The following is a 15,791-nucleotide window of genomic DNA, read 5'->3' as shown; positions in this document are numbered from 1 at the left end:
CACATGCTCAGGGACGCTCAGGAACGCTCAGGTACTGAGTGCGGTGGGAGCGGTGGAACAGTCGGGGCACAGGCCCCAGTAGATGACCTCGGCCTCGTCGACCGAGAAGCCGTGGTCCTGGGCGGCGGTCAGGCAGGGGGCGTGGCCGACCGCGCAGTCGACGTCGGCGACGACACCGCACGACCGGCACACGAGGTGGTGGTGGTTGTCGCCGACGCGCCCTTCGAACCGGGCGGGGCTGCCCGGTGGCTCGATACGGCGCACGAGGCCCGCGGCGGTGAGTGCGTGCAGGGCCTCGTACACCGCTTGCAGTGAAATGTGGCCCACGCGGTCGCGCACCCCGGAGGCGATGGCCTCGACGCCGAGGTGGTCACCCTCCCGGACGGTCTCGAGGAGTGCGGCACGCGCGGCCGTCACCCGCAGACCCGCGCCGCGGAGTTCCTCGGCAGTGGTCGAGGGCTGGGGTGAAGTCATGGGCCTCAACCTACCCTCATAAACACGAACGGTTCAAGAAAAGGAACGGTACAAGTCTGGTGTCGTGCCGGGTGGCGTCCCGGCACCGGGGCGACAGGTCGCGGTCTTCTGGAGGCAAGGTTCCTCCCGCACCATCGGCATGTCCTTGACATCCACGACGGTAAGGAAGCGCCTGTGAGAACGTCCCGCACCGCGCGAAGAGCCGCACTTCTCGCCTCCGGCACCGTTCTGATGACCCTCCTCGCGGCCTCGCCCGCGGGGGCGGCCGGTCTGCCGGAGGTGACCGGTCTGCCGGTGGTGACCGCCGCCGGTGAGACCGCCGCCCTCTACGACGACGAGGCCGGCGGCAACTCGGACGCCGACGACCCGGCGATCTGGCGCAACCCCGCCGACCCCGGACGCAGCCTCGTCGTGGCCACCGCCAAGGAGGGCGGGCTGCGGGTCTACGACCTGGACGCCCGGCTGGTCCAGTCGGTGGCCGCCCCGCGGCCGCTCGCCGAGGACGACGCCCCCGGCCGCTTCAACAACGTCGACCTCGCTCTCGGCCTGCGTACCGCGACCGGCCGGGCCGACGTGGCGGTGGTGAGCGACCGCGGCAACGACCGGCTGCGGATCTACCGCATCGACCCGTCGCGGCCGGGCGGCCCGCTGACCGACGTCACCGACCCCGCCGCCGCCCCGGTCTTCTCCGCCGACCAGGCCGAGATCAACGACCAGCGCACGGCGTACGGCCTGGCCACCTGGACGGACCGCGCCACCGGCCGTACCTACGCGCTGGTCAGTCGGCGCGAGCGCACCCGCCTGGCCCTGCTCGAACTCGTCCCGGCGGCGAACGGCACGGTCGGCTACCGCAAGGTCCGCACCCTCGACCTCCCCTCCTCCTTCCGACTCCCGGACGGCACCTCCTGGAGCCCCTGCCTGGAGCCCGGCGAACTTCCGCAGGTCGAGGGCATGGTCGTCGACCCCGCCACCGGCACGCTCTACGCCGGCCAGGAGGACATCGGCATCTGGCGGCTGCGCGCGGACCTGACCGGCAAGCCGGTGCTGGTGGACAAGGTGAAGGAGTACGGCGTTCCCGGCACCTACGACGAGGCGACCGAGGAGTGCGCCCCGGGCGCCGACCCCGGCTACGGCGGCAAGCGGCTGTCGGCCGACGTCGAGGGCCTGACGCTCTTCCAGGAGCGGGACGGCGACGGCTACCTGCTCGCCTCCAGCCAGGGCGACAACACCTTCGCCCTGTACGACCGTGAGGTGAGCGAGGGCAACGAGTACGAGGGCGGTTTCCGGATCGGCGCCGCGACGGACACCCTCGACAGCGTGGAGGAGTGCGACGGCGCCGCCATCCTGAACGCCCCGCTCGGCGACCGTTACCCGCGCGGCCTGCTCGTCGTCCAGGACGGCCAGGAGACCCCGGAGGTCCCGGACGGAGAGGGCGGCACGCGTACGGCGACCGGCTTCAAGTTCGTCGACCTCGGCGTGGTGGTGGACGCGGCCGGGATGTGACGTGCCCGTACGGCCGCCGGGTCGAGGCCCGGCGGCCGTACGGAACGTTCCTCAGTGATGGGCGTGGACGATCGCGTGACCCTTGCCGCGGCCGATCATCCACTTGTTCACGGGGACGGTGACCAGGAAGGTTGTTCACGGGGATGGTGACCAGGAAGGCGACCGCGAATCCGCCGAGCAGGGCCGACCAGAACAGGCCGTCCGACAGATGGGCGTCCATCGCGCCGGGGGTGAGGGCGATGATGCCGTTGTCCACGAGTTCCATCACGGCGATCGACACGGTGTCGGCGGCCAGCGCCACCTTGATCGCGGACTTGAGGTCCAGGCCCGCCCGCCGCACCGCGAACAGGGTGAAGGAGTAGCCGAACAGGAACGCGAGGGTGATCGCGAGGGCCATGGTCGGCACGTTGCCCCAGAGCAGGGCGGTTCCTATGGCCATGCCGAGGATCTCGCCGATGGCGCACCCGGTCAGGCAGTGGGGGTATTCCTGCCATGCAAATGGCCACGTACGGTGCGGCGTCTTCAGTAGGCAAAATCGGTGCCTGAAACTCCCGGGCACCGACGGGGCGTTCCGAGGCGCGTGGCAGGATCGGGCGGCATGAGGGCGTCCCCTGCCGTACGAGGGCTGCGCGCGGCGGTGTTCGCGGCGCTGTGCGTACTGCTGGCCGCCGGGGGACACGCGCTGGCGACCGGTATGGCGCCGCCGGTGTGGGTGCAGGTCACCGGGTTCCTGGTCGTCTTCGCGGGCGGGTGCCTGCTGGGCGGGCGGGAGCGGTCGCTGATGGCCATCGGCGGCGGGACGCTGGTGGCGCAGGGCGGATTGCATGTCGCGTTCGGGGCCGCGAGGTCGCCGCACGCGGTCCTGGCCGTGCACGGCATGCGTGCGACTCAGTCGCACGGCCTGATGCCCCACGCCACCCTCGCCCACGTCTCGACCGCCCTCCTGCTGACCTGGTGGCTGCGGTGCGGCGAGGCCGCGCTGTGGTCGCTGCTGCGCCGGGCGGTCGTGCTCCTGCCGGGGCTGGTCGCCTGGTGGCGGGTGGTGAGGGGCGGGTGGGCCGTACCGGTCCGTCCCGGGGGTGTACGACGAGCGGGCGACGGAGTACGAGCGCTGCGCCGGGTCCTGCTGCGGCACGCGGTGCGGCGGCGCGGGCCGCCCGCCGGGACTCCGTACGCGATCTGACCCGACACCCTTCCTCAGTACGGAGATCCACCCACCCATGTCCTCAGCCCACACCACCCTGCGCCGCGCCGGCGTCGTCACCGCCCTCGCCGCGGCCGGAGTCCTGGCCGCCGCGGGCGTCGCCTCCGCGCACGTCACCGTCCACCCCGAGAGCTACGCCAAGGGCGCCACCGACGGCGTGCTCAGCTTCCGCGTCCCCGACGAGAACGCCTCCGCGAGCACCACCGAGGTGCAGCTCTTCCTGCCCACCGACCACCCCGTCCTCGGCGTGCTCGTCTCCCCGCACGACGGCTGGAGCGCCAAGGTGACCGACACGAAGCTGAAGACGCCGGTCAAGACGGACGACGGCACCGTCACCGACGCCGTCTCCGAGATCACCTGGACCGGCGGGAGGATCGAACCCGGGCACTACGAGGACTTCGACGTCGCCTTCGGCCAACTGCCCGACAACACCACGCAGTTGCCCTTCAAGACCCTGCAGACGTACTCCGACGGAAAGGTCGTCCGCTGGATCGAGGAGGTCGAACAGGGCGCGGACGAACCCGAGAACCCGGCGCCGGTGCTCAGGCTCACGGCCGGTGACAGCGCGTCAGAGGCCGCGCCCGCGCGCTCGGCGTCGAAGGCTTCGGCGAGCGACTCCACCGCGCGCGGGCTCGGTGTCGCCGGTCTGGTCGTGGGCGTACTGGGGCTGGCGGCAGGGGCGTTCGCCGTCGCACGGAGCCGTACGGCCCGGGGCCGGTCCGAGTAACGCGCGGCGGTCCCACCCGCGTTGGCGTGTCGTGGATCACATGTGTGGGGATGAGTCCGGTGCCGGGGGGATATCCGTACCCCTGCGTGATGATCTGCGCGTCGATGCGAGGATGAGGCGCCATGACAGCCGGGCGGGGTTCTCGCACAGCACGGGCCGCGGTGTTCGCGGCCGTCTGTGTGCTGCTCGCCGCCCTGGGCCACGTCATGATGTCCGGCAGCCAGGTACCCGCCTGGGTGCTGGCCGCCGGATTCGCCGCGACCGGTGCCGTCGGCTGGTGCCTGGCCGGGCGGGAGCGCGGGCTGCCGCTGATCGTGACCGTCGTGGTCACCGTCCAGACGCTTCTGCACTCGGCGTTCTCGCTCGCGGGCGGCGCGACGGCACCGGATCTGGACTTCTCGGGTAACGGCTCCCCGCACGCGGACGCCCCGCACTCGGGCTCCGCCCACACTGGCTCGATGCACATGGACGGCATGGATTCCATGGGCATCGACTCCATGGCCACGGACTCCATACGCACGGACTCCATGGGCCTGGGCCACATGGACATGAGCCACATGGGCTCCGCCGACGGCGGCACGTCCTCGTTCGGCATGTTCGCCGCCCACCTCCTGGCGGCGCTGCTGTGCGGCCTGTGGCTGGCCCACGGCGAACGGGCCGCCTTCCGCATCCTGCGGGCCGTCGCCGGACGGCTGGCGGCTCCGCTGCGGCTGTTGCTGGCGCTGCCCGCCGTGGCCGACCGCCCGCGTCTCGGCGGACGCCGCCCGCGCTCGGGCCGGGCGCCCCGCCTGCTCCTTCTCGTCCACGCGATCACTTCTCGGGGTCCGCCCCTGGGGACGGCTGTCGTCTGACGACAGCACTGGTACCCGAGGTCGCCGTAGGGCGCCTCGGGCGGCTGCCGTACGCCCACGCCAGGCGTCGCACGCCCATGCGGGCGTCGTACGGCCGCCATCCCCCTCTCCTCCCTCACGGATGACCGAGAAGGACACCAGATGATCCCCACAAGGGACCCCATGGACGAGTCGACGACCGCCTGGGCGCTCGCCGCCCGTGCCGGTGACGCCGAGGCCGTCGAGCACTTCGTCCGCGCCCTGCACCGCGACGTCCTGCGGTACGTCGCCCACCTCTGCGCCGATCCCCAGGCCGTGGACGACCTGGCCCAGGACACGTTCCTGCGGGCGCTCGGCAGCCTGCACCGGTTCGAGGGCCGTTCCTCCGCCCGTGCCTGGCTGCTGTCCATCGCGCGCCGCGCGGTGATCGACAGTTACCGGCACTCGGCGACCCGGCCCCGGCTGCACGACGCGACGGACTGGCAGCTCGCCGTCGAGCGGGCCCAGCCGTGCGGGCTGCCCGGCTTCGACGACGGCGTCGCGCTGGCCGACCTGCTGGCGGCACTGCCCGAGGAGCGCCGGGAGGCGTTCGTCCTCACCCAGTTGCTGGGCCTGCCCTACGGGGAGGCGGCCGCGCTGACCGGCTGCCCGGTCGGCACGGTCCGCTCCCGGGTGTCCCGCGCCCGCGCCACGCTCATCGACCTGCTGACCGCGGCGGACGAGCAGTGTCCGCGGCCGGCGGTTGCGGCGGCCTGACGCGGCCCGCTCAGCGGCGCGGCTTCCGCACCGGTCCGGCCGCCGGGAGCGACGCCGTACGCGCTCCCCGGTGTGCCGGGCCGGGCAAGCAACTCGCCCAGGACCACCGTCTTCGCGCAGTTGACGCAGGTCACGGTCGCCGGGGAGCAGCTCGGCCGCCTCCGTGCGGAACACGGCCGTACAGCTCGGTGCCGACAACACGGGGCCTTACTTGGCGTCCGCCTCCGACGCCAGCCCCGGCAGGAGCGCGCACATCGCGTCGCGCTGGGCGGGACCCACGAACTGCTCCAGCGCCTGGATCACCGTCTCGGCCAGCAGACCGGAGGACTCCGTCAGGAGCTGTCGCGCCTTCTCCGTGACGGCCACCTCGACGCCCCGCTTGTCGCCGCAGACCGACTTGCGGGTGACGAGACCGGCGTGCTGGAGGCAGGCGATCTGGTAGGTGAGCCGGGTCTTGGGGCGGCCCAGGAGCTCCGCGATCTGCGTCATGCGCAGGCCCGCGGGCTGCTCGGCCAGCAGGCACAGGACCAGGAACTCGTCGTGCGAGACGTCGAGCCGTTCCTTGACGACGGAGCGCAGCCGCTGTTCCACGGCCCCGGTGGAGGCCAGCACGACCATCCAGGCGCGCAGTTCGTCCGGCAGGACTCTGTCGCCGGACATGGAAGGGCATTCGGGCAGGTCGGCCATGAATTCGAGTCTACCTGTTGTCCAAGTTTGGATTATTGGCTACTGTCAGGTCATCCAAATTTGGACGACAGGGAGCAAGAGATCATGACCGTCGCTGTGGAAACCGGCCTCTGGCAGCTCGACCCGACCGCCTCGACCGTGGCGTTCCGGCACAAGACGATGTGGGGCCTGGTCACGGTGAAGGGCACCTTCTCCGGCGTGACGGGGCAGGGCGAGGTCCGCCCCGACGGATCGGCCGTCGGCACCCTCACCCTGGAGGCCGCCTCCCTGGACACCAAGAACGCCAAGCGCGACGTCCACCTGAAGTCCGCCGACTTCTTCGACGTGGACAACCACCCCCAGATCAGCGTCACCGTCCGCAGCGCCGAACTCCGCGAGGGCAACAAGGTCCACGTCGTCGCTCAGCTCACCGCGCGCGGCATCAGCAGGCCCCTGACCTTCACCGCGAACCTCGTCGGAGCGGACGCCGACGCGCTCACGCTGGAGGCCGAATTCACTGTGGACCGCGAGCAGTTCGGCATGGGCTGGAACCAGATGAGCATGATCCGCGGCCTGACCACGATCGCGACGACGCTCCGCTTCAGCCGGTCGGCAGCGTGATGTAGGCGCTGGACAGCGTCTGCGGCGAGGCCGTGAAGGCCCGCAGCCGGATCCGTACGCCCGCCCGTCGGGGCAGCGCGTACGTCCCGCTCGGCGGCCGGAGTTCGTACGTCGCCGTCGCGTGCGCGGGCAGTGCGGCCGGGCCTCGGACGACCGACCAGTACGCGTCCATGCCCTGGCCCGTGGTGAGCGTGAAGTGGGGCGTCAGGGCGCTGCCGTCCGTGTTGGTGACCCGCACGGTCAGCTCGGACGCCGCGGTCGCCGAGGCCCGCCGCACCGAGGCGACCCGCATCCGCAGCGGAGGCGTCCCCGTCACCGCCAGCACGGAACCGACCAGGGCGGGCGCGAGCAGCAGGACGACCGCCGCGGCCCGCGCCGGACGCCGGTGCGGGCCGGACAGCGGGCGCGGCCTCGGTTGCCACGCGTCGGCGAACTCGGACGGGGGTGCGGTCACGGCCGCCGCCAGCCACAGCGGCGTCATCAGCAGGTAGTAGCCGTCCTGCGAGCGCGTCGCCAGGAAGAAGGCGCACCAGGGCAGGACGGTCGCCGCGGGCCCCAACCGCCGTACGAACAGCACGAACAGCGCGAGCAGTCCCGCGGCCAGCAGCAGACTCGCGTGCGAGTACCAGTCGAGCCGGTCGCTGCCGTTCGTGAAGTAGAGCGAGACGTCCACCAGGCCCTGCCCGTGCAGCACCGCGCCCTGGGTCAACGGCAGCGCGATACCGGCAAGCCAGGGACCTGGCTCGCTCACGATGAAGTACGTGTTGATCAGCAGCCAAACGGTGACGGCGACCCCGACCACCCGCAGCACCACCAGCGCCGCCGCCCGCGCGCCCAGCTCGCCGCGCCGCACGGCGTAGACGCCGGCCAGCAGGAACGGCGCGAGGAACCACGGCAGTTGCTGTGCCGAGCACGCCGCTCCCAGGCAGGCCGCCTGCGCGAGCCCGGACGTCCCGAGCCGCCCGCCCCGCCCGATCCGCGGCCAGCGCACCACCACCGGCACGAGCAGGGCCAGGGCGAGGATCGCCGGGTAGCCGAGCCTGGCGTACGAGGGCAGCATGCCGAAGCCGAGGCACACCATGGTCGCCGCCGACCGCCACGGCCCCGGCAGCAGCCGCCACAGCACGACCGTGCCGACGAGCAGCGCGCCGGTGGCCAGTACCGTCGCCGGCACACCGCCGCTCCCCAGCCACAGCAGGGGCGCGGTCAGCAGCGGGGCCAGCGGGGGATAGCCGTAGGTGAGGTCGTAGCCGCCGGTCGCCGTCGCGGTGAGGCCGACGCCGGGCCGGCCGAACAGCCAGGGCCAGGGCTGCCCGTAGACGGGGTGCCCGGCGACCAGCTCCCGGGCCGCCTGGGTGGTGAGGGCCGCCTCGTCGGAGCCCCGGTGGAAGAGCACGAGCGCGCACAGGGCGAGCGTCACCGCGGTCACCAGGACGCACAGGTCCACCCGTGCCAGCGACCGCTCCCGGCGCACCACCAGCGCCAGCACCCCGCACACCAGGACTGAGGCGTAGCACAGGGAGATCACCGCGGCCACGGGAAGCCGGTGGCCGGCCGCCTGTGTCCACACCGAGCGCGTGCCGATGAGCAGGCTGATGTCGGCGAGCAGCGTCAGGACGCGATGCCACTGCGCGGGAGGTTCCGGGGCGGCGGACACCGCCGGCTGGGTTCGCCGGCCGGGCGCCGACAGCTGAGTATCTGCCAGGAGCACGTCACTGGACGCTAATCGTGGCTGGTGAGCGAGGTGCCGACGGAGGTGAAGAGTCCGGTGTGGGGGCGGTAAGAACCGGGCATCCCGGGCAAACGGCGCCTCGGGGCCTGGGTCAGTAGACGTCCCGTACGTACCGCTTCGCTGCCGCCAGCTGCTTCACCCACGCCGACGCCTCGGCCTCGTCCAGGCCGCCGTGCGCGACCGCGATGTCCCTGAGGGCCCGGTCCACGTCCTTCGCCATGCGGGAGGCGTCGCCGCAGACGTAGAAGTGGGCGCCGTCCTGGAGCCAGCGCCACAGCTCGGGGCCGTGCTCGAGCATCCGGTCCTGCACGTACACCTTGTTGCGCTGGTCCCGGGAGAAGGCGGTGTCGAGGCGGGACAGGGCGCCCTCGTCGAGCAGCGAGGTCAGCTCGTTCTCGTAGTAGAAGTCGGTGGCGCGGTGCTGCTCGCCGAAGAACAGCCAGTTGGGCGCCCGGTGACCGAGCTCGCGCCGCTCCTGGAGGAAGCCGACGAAGGGCGCGACCCCGGTGCCCGGTCCGACCATCACCATCGGCGTCGAGGCGTCGGCGGGCGGCCGGAAGTGCGGTGAGCGCTGCACGAACACCGGCACCTCGGTGTCCGCCTCGGCGTCGGCGAGGAAGGGCGAGCAGACCCCGCCGCGCGGACGGCCGTACAGGTTCTCGTAGCGCACGACGGACACCGTGAGCGAGACCTGGTGCGGGTCGACGAGCGGGCTGGAGGAGATGGAGTACAGCCGCGGCTGCAGCTTCCTGAGCACGTCCGCCCAGTCCTGCGCACCCGCCCGCACGGGGTGCTCGGCGAGCACGTCCACCGCCTGGCGGCCCCAACTCCACTGGGCGAGGCCGTCCTTGTTGTCGGGACGCAGCAGCCTGCGCAGCTCCCGGTCGTCCCGCACGTGGTCGGCGACGAAGCGGAGCAGGTCGGGGGTGATCTTCGTGATGTCGAGGTGCCGGTGCAGGGCCTCGGCGAAGGGCACCTCCCCGACTCCCTCCAGGGACACGGAGGCCGACCCCGCGACCTCGGTCGCCGCGAGCCATTCCTTCACCAGCGCGGGCGAGTTGACCGGACGCACCCCGAGCGCGTCCCCGGCCTCGTACGTCAACGGCGTCCCGCTCGTGTCGAACGTGAACCGCCTGACCTCCTTGCCCGCACCGGGCCCGCTGAGCAGCCGGTTGCCGACGAGGCGGGCGGCGGCGGGGGCGGGCTTGGGGGAGCGGGCGGGCTTCGCGGCCGGGGGCCGCGTACCCGTCGCCGGTTCCTGGGCGTCGGTCTGGGTGGCCAGCGCGCCGAGCACCTCGTCCAGCCAGGCGTCCGCCGACGGCTCGAAGTCCGGTTCGCAGTCGATGCGCGGCGCCAGCCGCACCGCGCCCAGCTCGTCCAGCCGTGCGTCCAGTCGGCGGCCGTGCCCGCAGAAGTCGGAGTACGAGGAGTCGCCGAAGGCCAGGACGGCGTAGCGCACCCCTTCCAGGCGCGGGGCCTGCTCCCCGGACAGCGCCTCCCAGAAGCCGGAGCCGTTGTCCGGCGCGTCCCCGTCGCCGAAGGTGCTGGTGATCAGCAGCAGGTCGGCGCCGGACGGCAGCGCGCCCGGGTCGGTGTCGTCCATGCCGAGGAGCCTCGCCGTGTGCCCGCTCCGGGACAGCCGGTCGGCGACGGCCCCGGCGAACTCCTCGGCGTTGCCGGTCTGCGAGGCCCACAGGACGACGATCTCGCGGCCGCGCCGGACCTGGGGCTCGGCCGCGGTCCGCGAGTACATGCCGGCGAGCACGCCGTTCACCCACAGCGCGTGCTCGGGGCTGAAGGGCGCGTCCGGGGGGAGCACCGGGACGCCGGGGGCACCGGAGTCGATGCCCGCGAGGAAGCCGGTGAGATAGAGCCGCTCCTGAGCCGAGAGCACGGGCGGCGGGGCCGGGGCGAGGCCGAAGGGGTCCGCGCCCGGGGTGACGGCGGTAGGGGTGACGGCGGTCGGGAGGACGACCTCGGCGGGGGCCGCCGGTGGTGCCGCCACGCGTGTCAGCGACACCGCGCACACCTTGAACTCCGGCTGGAACGACACCGGATCCACCGCGTCGTTGGTGACGGCGTTGACGCTCAGGTACTCGCCGAACAGGTCGTTCCAGTGGAACGGCGCGAAACAGGCGCCCGGCCGCACCCGGTCGGTCACCACCGCGGGCAGCACCGCCCGCCCCCGCCGCGAGGCGACCTCCACCCGGTCGCCTTCCGAGATCCCCAACTCCCGCGCGTCCTCGGGATGCAGCTCCACGAACGGCCCGGAGTTCAGCTTGTTGAGCTTGGCGACCTTCCCCGTCTTGGTCAGCGTGTGCCACTGGTGCTGCACCCGCCCGGTGTTCAGGACGAACGGGTAGTCGTCGTCCGGCATCTCGGCGGCCGGCAGGTGCGGCCGCGCGTGGAAGACGGCCCGCCCGCTGCCGGTCGGGAACCGCAGCCCGCCCTCGCCCACGTACCGGATCGGATTGCGCTCGGGCCCGTCCTCGGCGGCCGGCCACTGCACGGGCGTCGACCGCAGCCGCTCGTACGTCACCCCGCGCAGATCCCAGCCGGTCACCGGGTTCCAGAAGCGCCGGATCTCCTCGAAGATCTCCTCGGCACTGTCGTACGAGAACCCCTTCTCGTACCCCATCTCCCGCGCCACGGCCGCGATCAGCCGCCAGTCCGCCATCGCCTCCCCGGGCGGGTCGGCCGCCGCCCGGGTCAGCGTGAGGTTGCGCTCGCTGTTGACGAAGACGCCCTCGCCCTCGGTCCACATCGCGCCGGGCAGGACGACATCGGCGTACGCGTTGGTCTCGGTGTCCTCGAACACGTCCTGGGTGACGACGAACTCGGCGGCCTCCAGGCCCTCGATGACGGTACGGCGGCCCGCGACCGAGGCGACCGGGTTGGTGCAGATGATCCAGCAGGCCTTGATCTCGCCGTCGGCCATCTTCTGGAACATCTCGACGGTGCCCTTGCCGACGCCGTCCTTCCTGAGGGTGTCCGGGGGCAGCTCCCACACCTCCTCGGCGAACGCCCGCTCCTCGTCGACGAGCACCGACCGCTGCCCCGGCAGTCCCGGCCCCATGTAGCCCATCTCGCGGCCGCCCATGGCGTTGGGCTGGCCGGTCAGGGAGAAGGGCCCGCTGCCCGGACGGCAGATGGCGCCGGTCGCGAGATGCAGGTTGACCAGGGCGTTCGTGTTCCAGGTGCCGTGCGTGGACTGGTTGAGCCCCATGGTCCAGCAGCTCATCCACTCACCGGCTTCACCGATCAGCCGCGCGGCCTCACGCAGGTCGTCCTCCGCGATCCCCGTGAGCTCGGCCACCGCCGCGGGCGCGTAGTCGGCCAGGAACTCCGGCATCGCCTCCCAGCCCTCGGTGTGCGCGGCGATGAAGCCGGCGTCGGTGTGCCCGTTCTCGACCAGGAGGTGCAGCAGCCCGTTCAGGAGAGCCAGGTCGGTGCCCGGCCTGACCTGGAGGAACAGGTCGGCCTTGGCGGCGGTCGCGGTGCGCCGCGGATCCACGACGATCAGTTTGGCGCCCGCCTTGACCCGCTCCATCATCCGCAGGAACAGGATCGGATGGCAGTCGGCCATGTTCGAGCCGATGACCAGGAAGACATCCGCCCGGTCGAAGTCCTCGTACGACCCGGGCGGCCCGTCGGCGCCCAGCGACAGCTTGTATCCGGCACCCGCGCTGGCCATGCACAGCCGCGAGTTCGACTCGATCTGGTTGGTCCGCACGAAGCCCTTGGCCAGCTTGTTCGCCAGGTACTGGGCCTCCATGCTCATCTGCCCGGAGACGTAGAAGGCGATCGCGTCCGGCCCGTGCTCGTCGACGATCGTGCGCAGTTTCCGCGCGGTCTCGGCGATCGCGTCGGCCACGGGCACCGGCACCGGCTCCTCGCCCCGGTCGTCGCGCACCAGCGCGGTGGTCAGCCGGCCGGGTGCGGCGAGCATCTCGGCGGTGGTCGCGCCCTTGGTGCAGAGCCGGCCCGCGTTCGCCGGGTGCGCCTTGTCGCCGGACGCCTTCAGGACCGTACGCCTGCCGTCCGGACCCATCCCGACGTCGAGCAGGATGCCGCAGCCCACACCGCAGTACGAGCAGACCGTTCGCACCTGCTGCGTCTGTGGGGTCGTCGTCATGCCGACAACCGTACGAATTGCCCGTTACGCCTATGTGACACAACTTGATCACCAGGGGTTACGCCCACTGCACAGGCGTCCAGGAGGCGGTGTGAGGGGGTCGCAGAGCGTGTCGTGTTCGGCCGAACGGGTGACCATGCGTAAGAATTGCCCGATGCAGACAGCAGTGCGAGCCAAGGACGGAGCATGCCGGTGAACAGCCGCGATGTCACCGACGAACAGTGGGAGGGGCTCGCCCAGGTCGTGCCGCTGCGAGGCCGGGACGCCTGGCCGTCCTCGGTCGGACACCGGTCCCTGCCTGAAGCCGAGACCGAGACCCGGCGCCGCTTCGTCGTCCTGCGGATCAGTGTCTTCGCGGACGCCCGCGAGGTCGCCGAGACGCTCATGGCGGGCATACCCGTGCTCCTCGACCTCACCAGCGCGGAGACCGACGTCGCCAAGCGGGTCCTCGACTTCAGCACGGGCGTCGTCTTCGGACTGGCCAGCGGAATGCACCGCGTCGAACGGAACGTGTTCCTTCTCACACCGGCCGGCACCGAGGTGACCGGCCTGATGGAGGGGGTCGGGGTGCCCGGCACGTGAGGCCGGTCCCCCGATCGTAGGAAGGTGCCCGGGGCAAAACGGTTCGCCTGGCGGCGGGGTCCTACGGTCCGCACATGACCGTGTCCTGCACGTCCCCCGCGTCCGCCTTACCCCCCGCTCCCGCGCCGCCCGGGGACGGCAGGGGGCCGGATCGGCCGTGCGTCACCGAACTGCGGCTGTCCGCCTTCGCCGGGCACCGGCGCGCCGGGTTCCCGCTCGGCCCGCTCACCCTGTTCGCCGGACCCAGCGGCTGCGGCAAGACGACCGCGCTGCGGGCGTACGAGGCACTCGCCCGGCTCGGTGGCGGAGCCGCAGTCGACGAGGTGTTCCCCGACCCGGCCGCCTGCGTCCCCGACCGGGCCCGGGCCGACGCCCAGCGCCGGCGCGGCTTCCGCATCGGCTGCACCGCCGACGGACCCGAGGGCCCCGTCCGGCTCGACGTCGCGATCCAGGCGGAACCCGACCTGCGCATCGTGGGCGAGCGCTTGTCGACGGACGGCCTGGTCCTCCTGCAGACCGCCCTGCGCGACCCCGCGCGCCGCACCGTGCAGGCCGCCTGGCACACGGCGGGCTCCGCACCCGTCACCCGCGCCCCGCTGCCCGACGACCGGCTCGGCACCGCCCTGCTCCCGCTGCGCGTGGCCGGCAAGACGGACGGACAGCGCAGGGTGCTCGCCGCCGCCGAACAGATGGTCGTCGCCCTGCGCTCCGTCTTCGCCTGCGACCCACGCCCCGGCCGGATGCGCACCCCCGTCCCGACCGGCTCCGGACGGCTGCTCGGCGGCTGCGACAACCTCGCCGACGTCCTCTGGCGCACCCGCGCCGAGTGCACCCGACGGCACGCGCAACTCGTCGCGGCGGTACGCGCCGGCTGCACCGGCCCCGTCACGGACCTCTACGCCGAACCGCTCCCCGACGGGACCGTACGCGCGCTGCTCGACCGGGGCGACGGAATCCGCACCCGGCTCGGACGGCTGGGCGACGGGGAGTTGAGGTACCTCGCGCTCGCCCTGGTCCTGTTCACCGGGCCCGGAGTGCTGGAGGTCGACCCGGCCGGTGAGGTGCCGGCGGCCCTGCAGACGCTCACCGTGCTCGCCGACAACCTCGACCGCGGCCTGGACCCGCGGCAGCGGACCGAACTGCTGCGGCTCGCCGCCCGGATGTGCGACCGCGGGCACATCCGCCTGGTCGGCGCGGTCAGCGACGCGTCCTGGGCCGCCGGGTCGACCGGAGTCACGGTGGTAGACCTGACCCCGTGACCGAACCTCTCGACGTGGCGAAACTGCAGCGCCGGCTGGCCGAGTTCGCCGCCGCGCGCAACTGGCAGCCGTACCACACCCCCAAGAACCTCGTGGCCGCGCTCAGCGTGGAGGCGTCCGAACTGGTCGAGATCTTCCAGTGGTTGACGCCCGAGGAGTCCGCCGGCGTCATGGACGACCCCGACACCGCGCACCGCGTCACGGACGAGGTCGCCGACGTCCTCGCGTATCTGCTGCAGTTGTGCGAGGTGCTCGGCATCGACCCGCTGGCGGCGCTGGACGCGAAAATCGACCGGAACGAGCGGAGGTTTCCGGCGCCGTAGACCAATGGCAGGGCCGTAGACCAATTTAAGGAACAACAGAGTCCGTTTTCACTCTCCGGAGTCATTCAGCTGTCCGCAACCGTTTCGTTGTCCGAAGATTTCCCTCTTCCTCTGGCTTTTCGTCTCAACCGCTCTCACTCTGGGTAGTGAACAAGGGAGTGCGGGCGGACGTGCCAATGAGCGCGTCGGGACAGACGGGGGCAGCGCATGGACGCTGTGCGGCTGATCGTGACGAGCAGACGCGCCCTGGTGGGCGGCGGTGACGCGCCGGATGTCATGGCGGAGGTGTGGCAGGCGCAGGCCCTGGCCCAGGCGATAGGCAGCCGCCTCGCGGTCGCCGGGCCGCCCGAACTGCGGGGCGAGGCCCTCGGGTTGACCGAGCTGGCGGGCAGAGGCTGCGGCGTCCTCGACCGCCCGGACATCACCACGGAACACCTCCGTGCCGCCCAGCTCACTGAACTGGGCGACGCCCGCCAGGCGCTCCTCTGCCTCGGCGGCCTCCTCGGCGAGGTGGGCATCGCCCTCGTCGGCCTCGCCTCCGCCGCGGACGACGAGCGCACGTACTGGCAGTGCATGGAGGCGATCGACGCGGCGGACGAGTCGAGGGACCGGGTCCTGGACATGCTGCGGAAACTGGCGGACCGGGACGAGGCGTTGCCGGCTTAGTGTGCCGCCCAGCCGCGGGCAGTCGTGCCGTTGGGGCGGCCGTCAGCCGGCCTCCCCGTCCTCCGCCCGCCCCGCAGTGCTCCTCTCCAGCGCCGACAGATCCGCGTTCAACGCCGCCATCAGCTCCTCCATCTGCTGCAGCAGCCCCTTCGGCTGCCCGGTTCCGGTACCGGAAGCGGAACCCGCGCCCCCACCCTGCTGCGGCACAGTTTCTTCGGACATGACGGCCTCCTCGGCCCAGGGCCCGGCCCCACAGGAGGCCGACGCGCGTGACGAACGACGACGCCCCGGCGGCGACCGTCCGGCGCGGGCG

General features: G+C 72.3%; 15 protein-coding genes and 1 pseudogene. 10 read left to right on the top strand and 6 right to left on the bottom strand.

The window, feature by feature from the left end; translation table 11 throughout:
- Positions 1 to 27: 27 nt before the first annotated feature.
- Entirely contained in the window at positions 28 to 474 is a 447-nt protein-coding gene (locus OG252_RS14805; protein WP_329336542.1) for a Fur family transcriptional regulator, read from the bottom strand.
- A 174-nt stretch (positions 475 to 648) separates the two neighbouring features.
- Between OG252_RS14805 and OG252_RS14800 the strand changes: the two genes are divergently transcribed.
- Positions 649 to 1,977, top strand: a complete 1,329-nt coding sequence (locus tag OG252_RS14800) for a phytase (RefSeq protein ID WP_329336540.1) — start codon at positions 649 to 651, stop codon at positions 1,975 to 1,977.
- Between the two features lie 51 nt (positions 1,978 to 2,028).
- On the opposite strand, the pseudogene OG252_RS14795 reads toward OG252_RS14800, so the two are convergent.
- Positions 2,029 to 2,503 (bottom strand): annotated as a pseudogene (locus OG252_RS14795) (DUF4396 domain-containing protein).
- 72 nt (positions 2,504 to 2,575) lie between these two features.
- Between OG252_RS14795 and OG252_RS14790 the strand changes: the two are divergent.
- The 4 genes from OG252_RS14790 to OG252_RS14775 all read left to right on the top strand — a co-directional run bounded on the left by OG252_RS14790 (position 2,576) and on the right by OG252_RS14775 (position 5,494).
- A complete protein-coding gene (locus OG252_RS14790) occupies positions 2,576 to 3,160 on the top strand; it encodes a hypothetical protein (RefSeq protein ID WP_329336538.1) in 585 nt (194 codons plus the stop codon).
- Between the two features lie 37 nt (positions 3,161 to 3,197).
- A complete protein-coding gene (locus tag OG252_RS14785; protein WP_266432699.1) occupies positions 3,198 to 3,908 on the top strand; it encodes a YcnI family protein in 711 nt (236 codons plus the stop codon).
- A 122-nt stretch (positions 3,909 to 4,030) separates the two neighbouring features.
- Entirely contained in the window at positions 4,031 to 4,759 is a 729-nt protein-coding gene (locus tag OG252_RS14780) for a hypothetical protein (protein WP_329336536.1), read from the top strand.
- 141 nt (positions 4,760 to 4,900) lie between these two features.
- Positions 4,901 to 5,494, top strand: coding sequence for a sigma-70 family RNA polymerase sigma factor (locus tag OG252_RS14775; RefSeq protein WP_266432695.1), 594 nt, complete (start codon positions 4,901 to 4,903; stop codon positions 5,492 to 5,494).
- Positions 5,495 to 5,701: 207 nt separating this feature from the next.
- Here OG252_RS14775 and OG252_RS14770 read toward each other — a convergent pair whose 3' ends face one another.
- Positions 5,702 to 6,181, bottom strand: a complete 480-nt coding sequence (locus OG252_RS14770) for a MarR family winged helix-turn-helix transcriptional regulator (protein ID WP_329336534.1) — start codon at positions 6,179 to 6,181, stop codon at positions 5,702 to 5,704.
- Between the two features lie 84 nt (positions 6,182 to 6,265).
- On the opposite strand from OG252_RS14770, the gene OG252_RS14765 reads away from it, so the two are divergent.
- On the top strand, positions 6,266 to 6,781 hold the full coding sequence (locus OG252_RS14765; protein WP_266432691.1) for a YceI family protein: 516 nt from the start codon (positions 6,266 to 6,268) through the stop codon (positions 6,779 to 6,781).
- Here OG252_RS14765 and OG252_RS14760 read toward each other — a convergent pair.
- Positions 6,762 to 8,438: a hypothetical protein gene (locus tag OG252_RS14760; protein ID WP_329345141.1), complete on the bottom strand. Its 1,677-nt coding sequence runs from the start codon at positions 8,436 to 8,438 to the stop codon at positions 6,762 to 6,764. The genes OG252_RS14765 and OG252_RS14760 overlap by 20 nt on opposite strands.
- 166 nt (positions 8,439 to 8,604) lie before the next feature.
- Complete coding sequence (locus OG252_RS14755) at positions 8,605 to 12,648, bottom strand: bifunctional nitrate reductase/sulfite reductase flavoprotein subunit alpha (RefSeq protein WP_329336531.1); 4,044 nt, start codon at positions 12,646 to 12,648, stop codon at positions 8,605 to 8,607.
- Between the two features lie 186 nt (positions 12,649 to 12,834).
- Between OG252_RS14755 and OG252_RS14750 the strand changes: the two genes are divergently transcribed.
- From OG252_RS14750 to OG252_RS14735, 4 genes are all read left to right on the top strand, one after another.
- On the top strand, positions 12,835 to 13,230 hold the full coding sequence (locus OG252_RS14750) for a cell division protein SepF (RefSeq protein WP_266432685.1): 396 nt from the start codon (positions 12,835 to 12,837) through the stop codon (positions 13,228 to 13,230).
- Between the two features lie 74 nt (positions 13,231 to 13,304).
- Positions 13,305 to 14,489, top strand: coding sequence for an AAA family ATPase (locus tag OG252_RS14745; RefSeq protein ID WP_266432683.1), 1,185 nt, complete (start codon positions 13,305 to 13,307; stop codon positions 14,487 to 14,489).
- Positions 14,486 to 14,812 carry a nucleotide pyrophosphohydrolase gene (locus OG252_RS14740; RefSeq protein WP_266432681.1) on the top strand — a complete coding sequence of 109 codons (327 nt, stop codon included), beginning with the start codon at positions 14,486 to 14,488 and terminating at the stop codon, positions 14,810 to 14,812. Before OG252_RS14745 ends, OG252_RS14740 begins: the two co-directional genes overlap by 4 nt.
- 207 nt (positions 14,813 to 15,019) lie before the next feature.
- Positions 15,020 to 15,478: a DUF6099 family protein gene (locus OG252_RS14735; RefSeq protein WP_266432679.1), complete on the top strand. Its 459-nt coding sequence runs from the start codon at positions 15,020 to 15,022 to the stop codon at positions 15,476 to 15,478.
- Between the two features lie 42 nt (positions 15,479 to 15,520).
- Here the strand turns inward: OG252_RS14735 and OG252_RS14730 are convergent, their stop codons facing one another.
- On the bottom strand, positions 15,521 to 15,700 hold the full coding sequence (locus tag OG252_RS14730) for a hypothetical protein (RefSeq protein WP_329336528.1): 180 nt from the start codon (positions 15,698 to 15,700) through the stop codon (positions 15,521 to 15,523).
- Positions 15,701 to 15,791 lie beyond the last annotated feature (91 nt).

It is taken from the genome of Streptomyces sp. NBC_01352 (assembly GCF_036237295.1).
Taxonomy (GTDB): domain Bacteria; phylum Actinomycetota; class Actinomycetes; order Streptomycetales; family Streptomycetaceae; genus Streptomyces; species Streptomyces plumbiresistens.
This window is presented reverse-complemented; position numbering and strand designations above follow the sequence as displayed.

Coding starts and splice junctions, on each gene's coding strand:
- OG252_RS14745 (WP_266432683.1), top strand. CDS start 13,305: ATGACCGTGTCCTGCACGTCCCCCGCGTCCGCCTTACCCCCCGCTCCC.
- OG252_RS14735 (WP_266432679.1), top strand. CDS start 15,020: ATGGACGCTGTGCGGCTGATCGTGACGAGCAGACGCGCCCTGGTGGGC.
- OG252_RS14785 (WP_266432699.1), top strand. CDS start 3,198: ATGTCCTCAGCCCACACCACCCTGCGCCGCGCCGGCGTCGTCACCGCC.
- OG252_RS14780 (WP_329336536.1), top strand. CDS start 4,031: ATGACAGCCGGGCGGGGTTCTCGCACAGCACGGGCCGCGGTGTTCGCG.
- OG252_RS14755 (WP_329336531.1), bottom strand. CDS start 12,648: ATGACGACGACCCCACAGACGCAGCAGGTGCGAACGGTCTGCTCGTAC.
- OG252_RS14790 (WP_329336538.1), top strand. CDS start 2,576: ATGAGGGCGTCCCCTGCCGTACGAGGGCTGCGCGCGGCGGTGTTCGCG.
- OG252_RS14805 (WP_329336542.1), bottom strand. CDS start 474: ATGACTTCACCCCAGCCCTCGACCACTGCCGAGGAACTCCGCGGCGCG.
- OG252_RS14775 (WP_266432695.1), top strand. CDS start 4,901: ATGATCCCCACAAGGGACCCCATGGACGAGTCGACGACCGCCTGGGCG.
- OG252_RS14730 (WP_329336528.1), bottom strand. CDS start 15,700: ATGTCCGAAGAAACTGTGCCGCAGCAGGGTGGGGGCGCGGGTTCCGCT.
- OG252_RS14750 (WP_266432685.1), top strand. CDS start 12,835: ATGCCGGTGAACAGCCGCGATGTCACCGACGAACAGTGGGAGGGGCTC.
- OG252_RS14770 (WP_329336534.1), bottom strand. CDS start 6,181: ATGGCCGACCTGCCCGAATGCCCTTCCATGTCCGGCGACAGAGTCCTG.
- OG252_RS14765 (WP_266432691.1), top strand. CDS start 6,266: ATGACCGTCGCTGTGGAAACCGGCCTCTGGCAGCTCGACCCGACCGCC.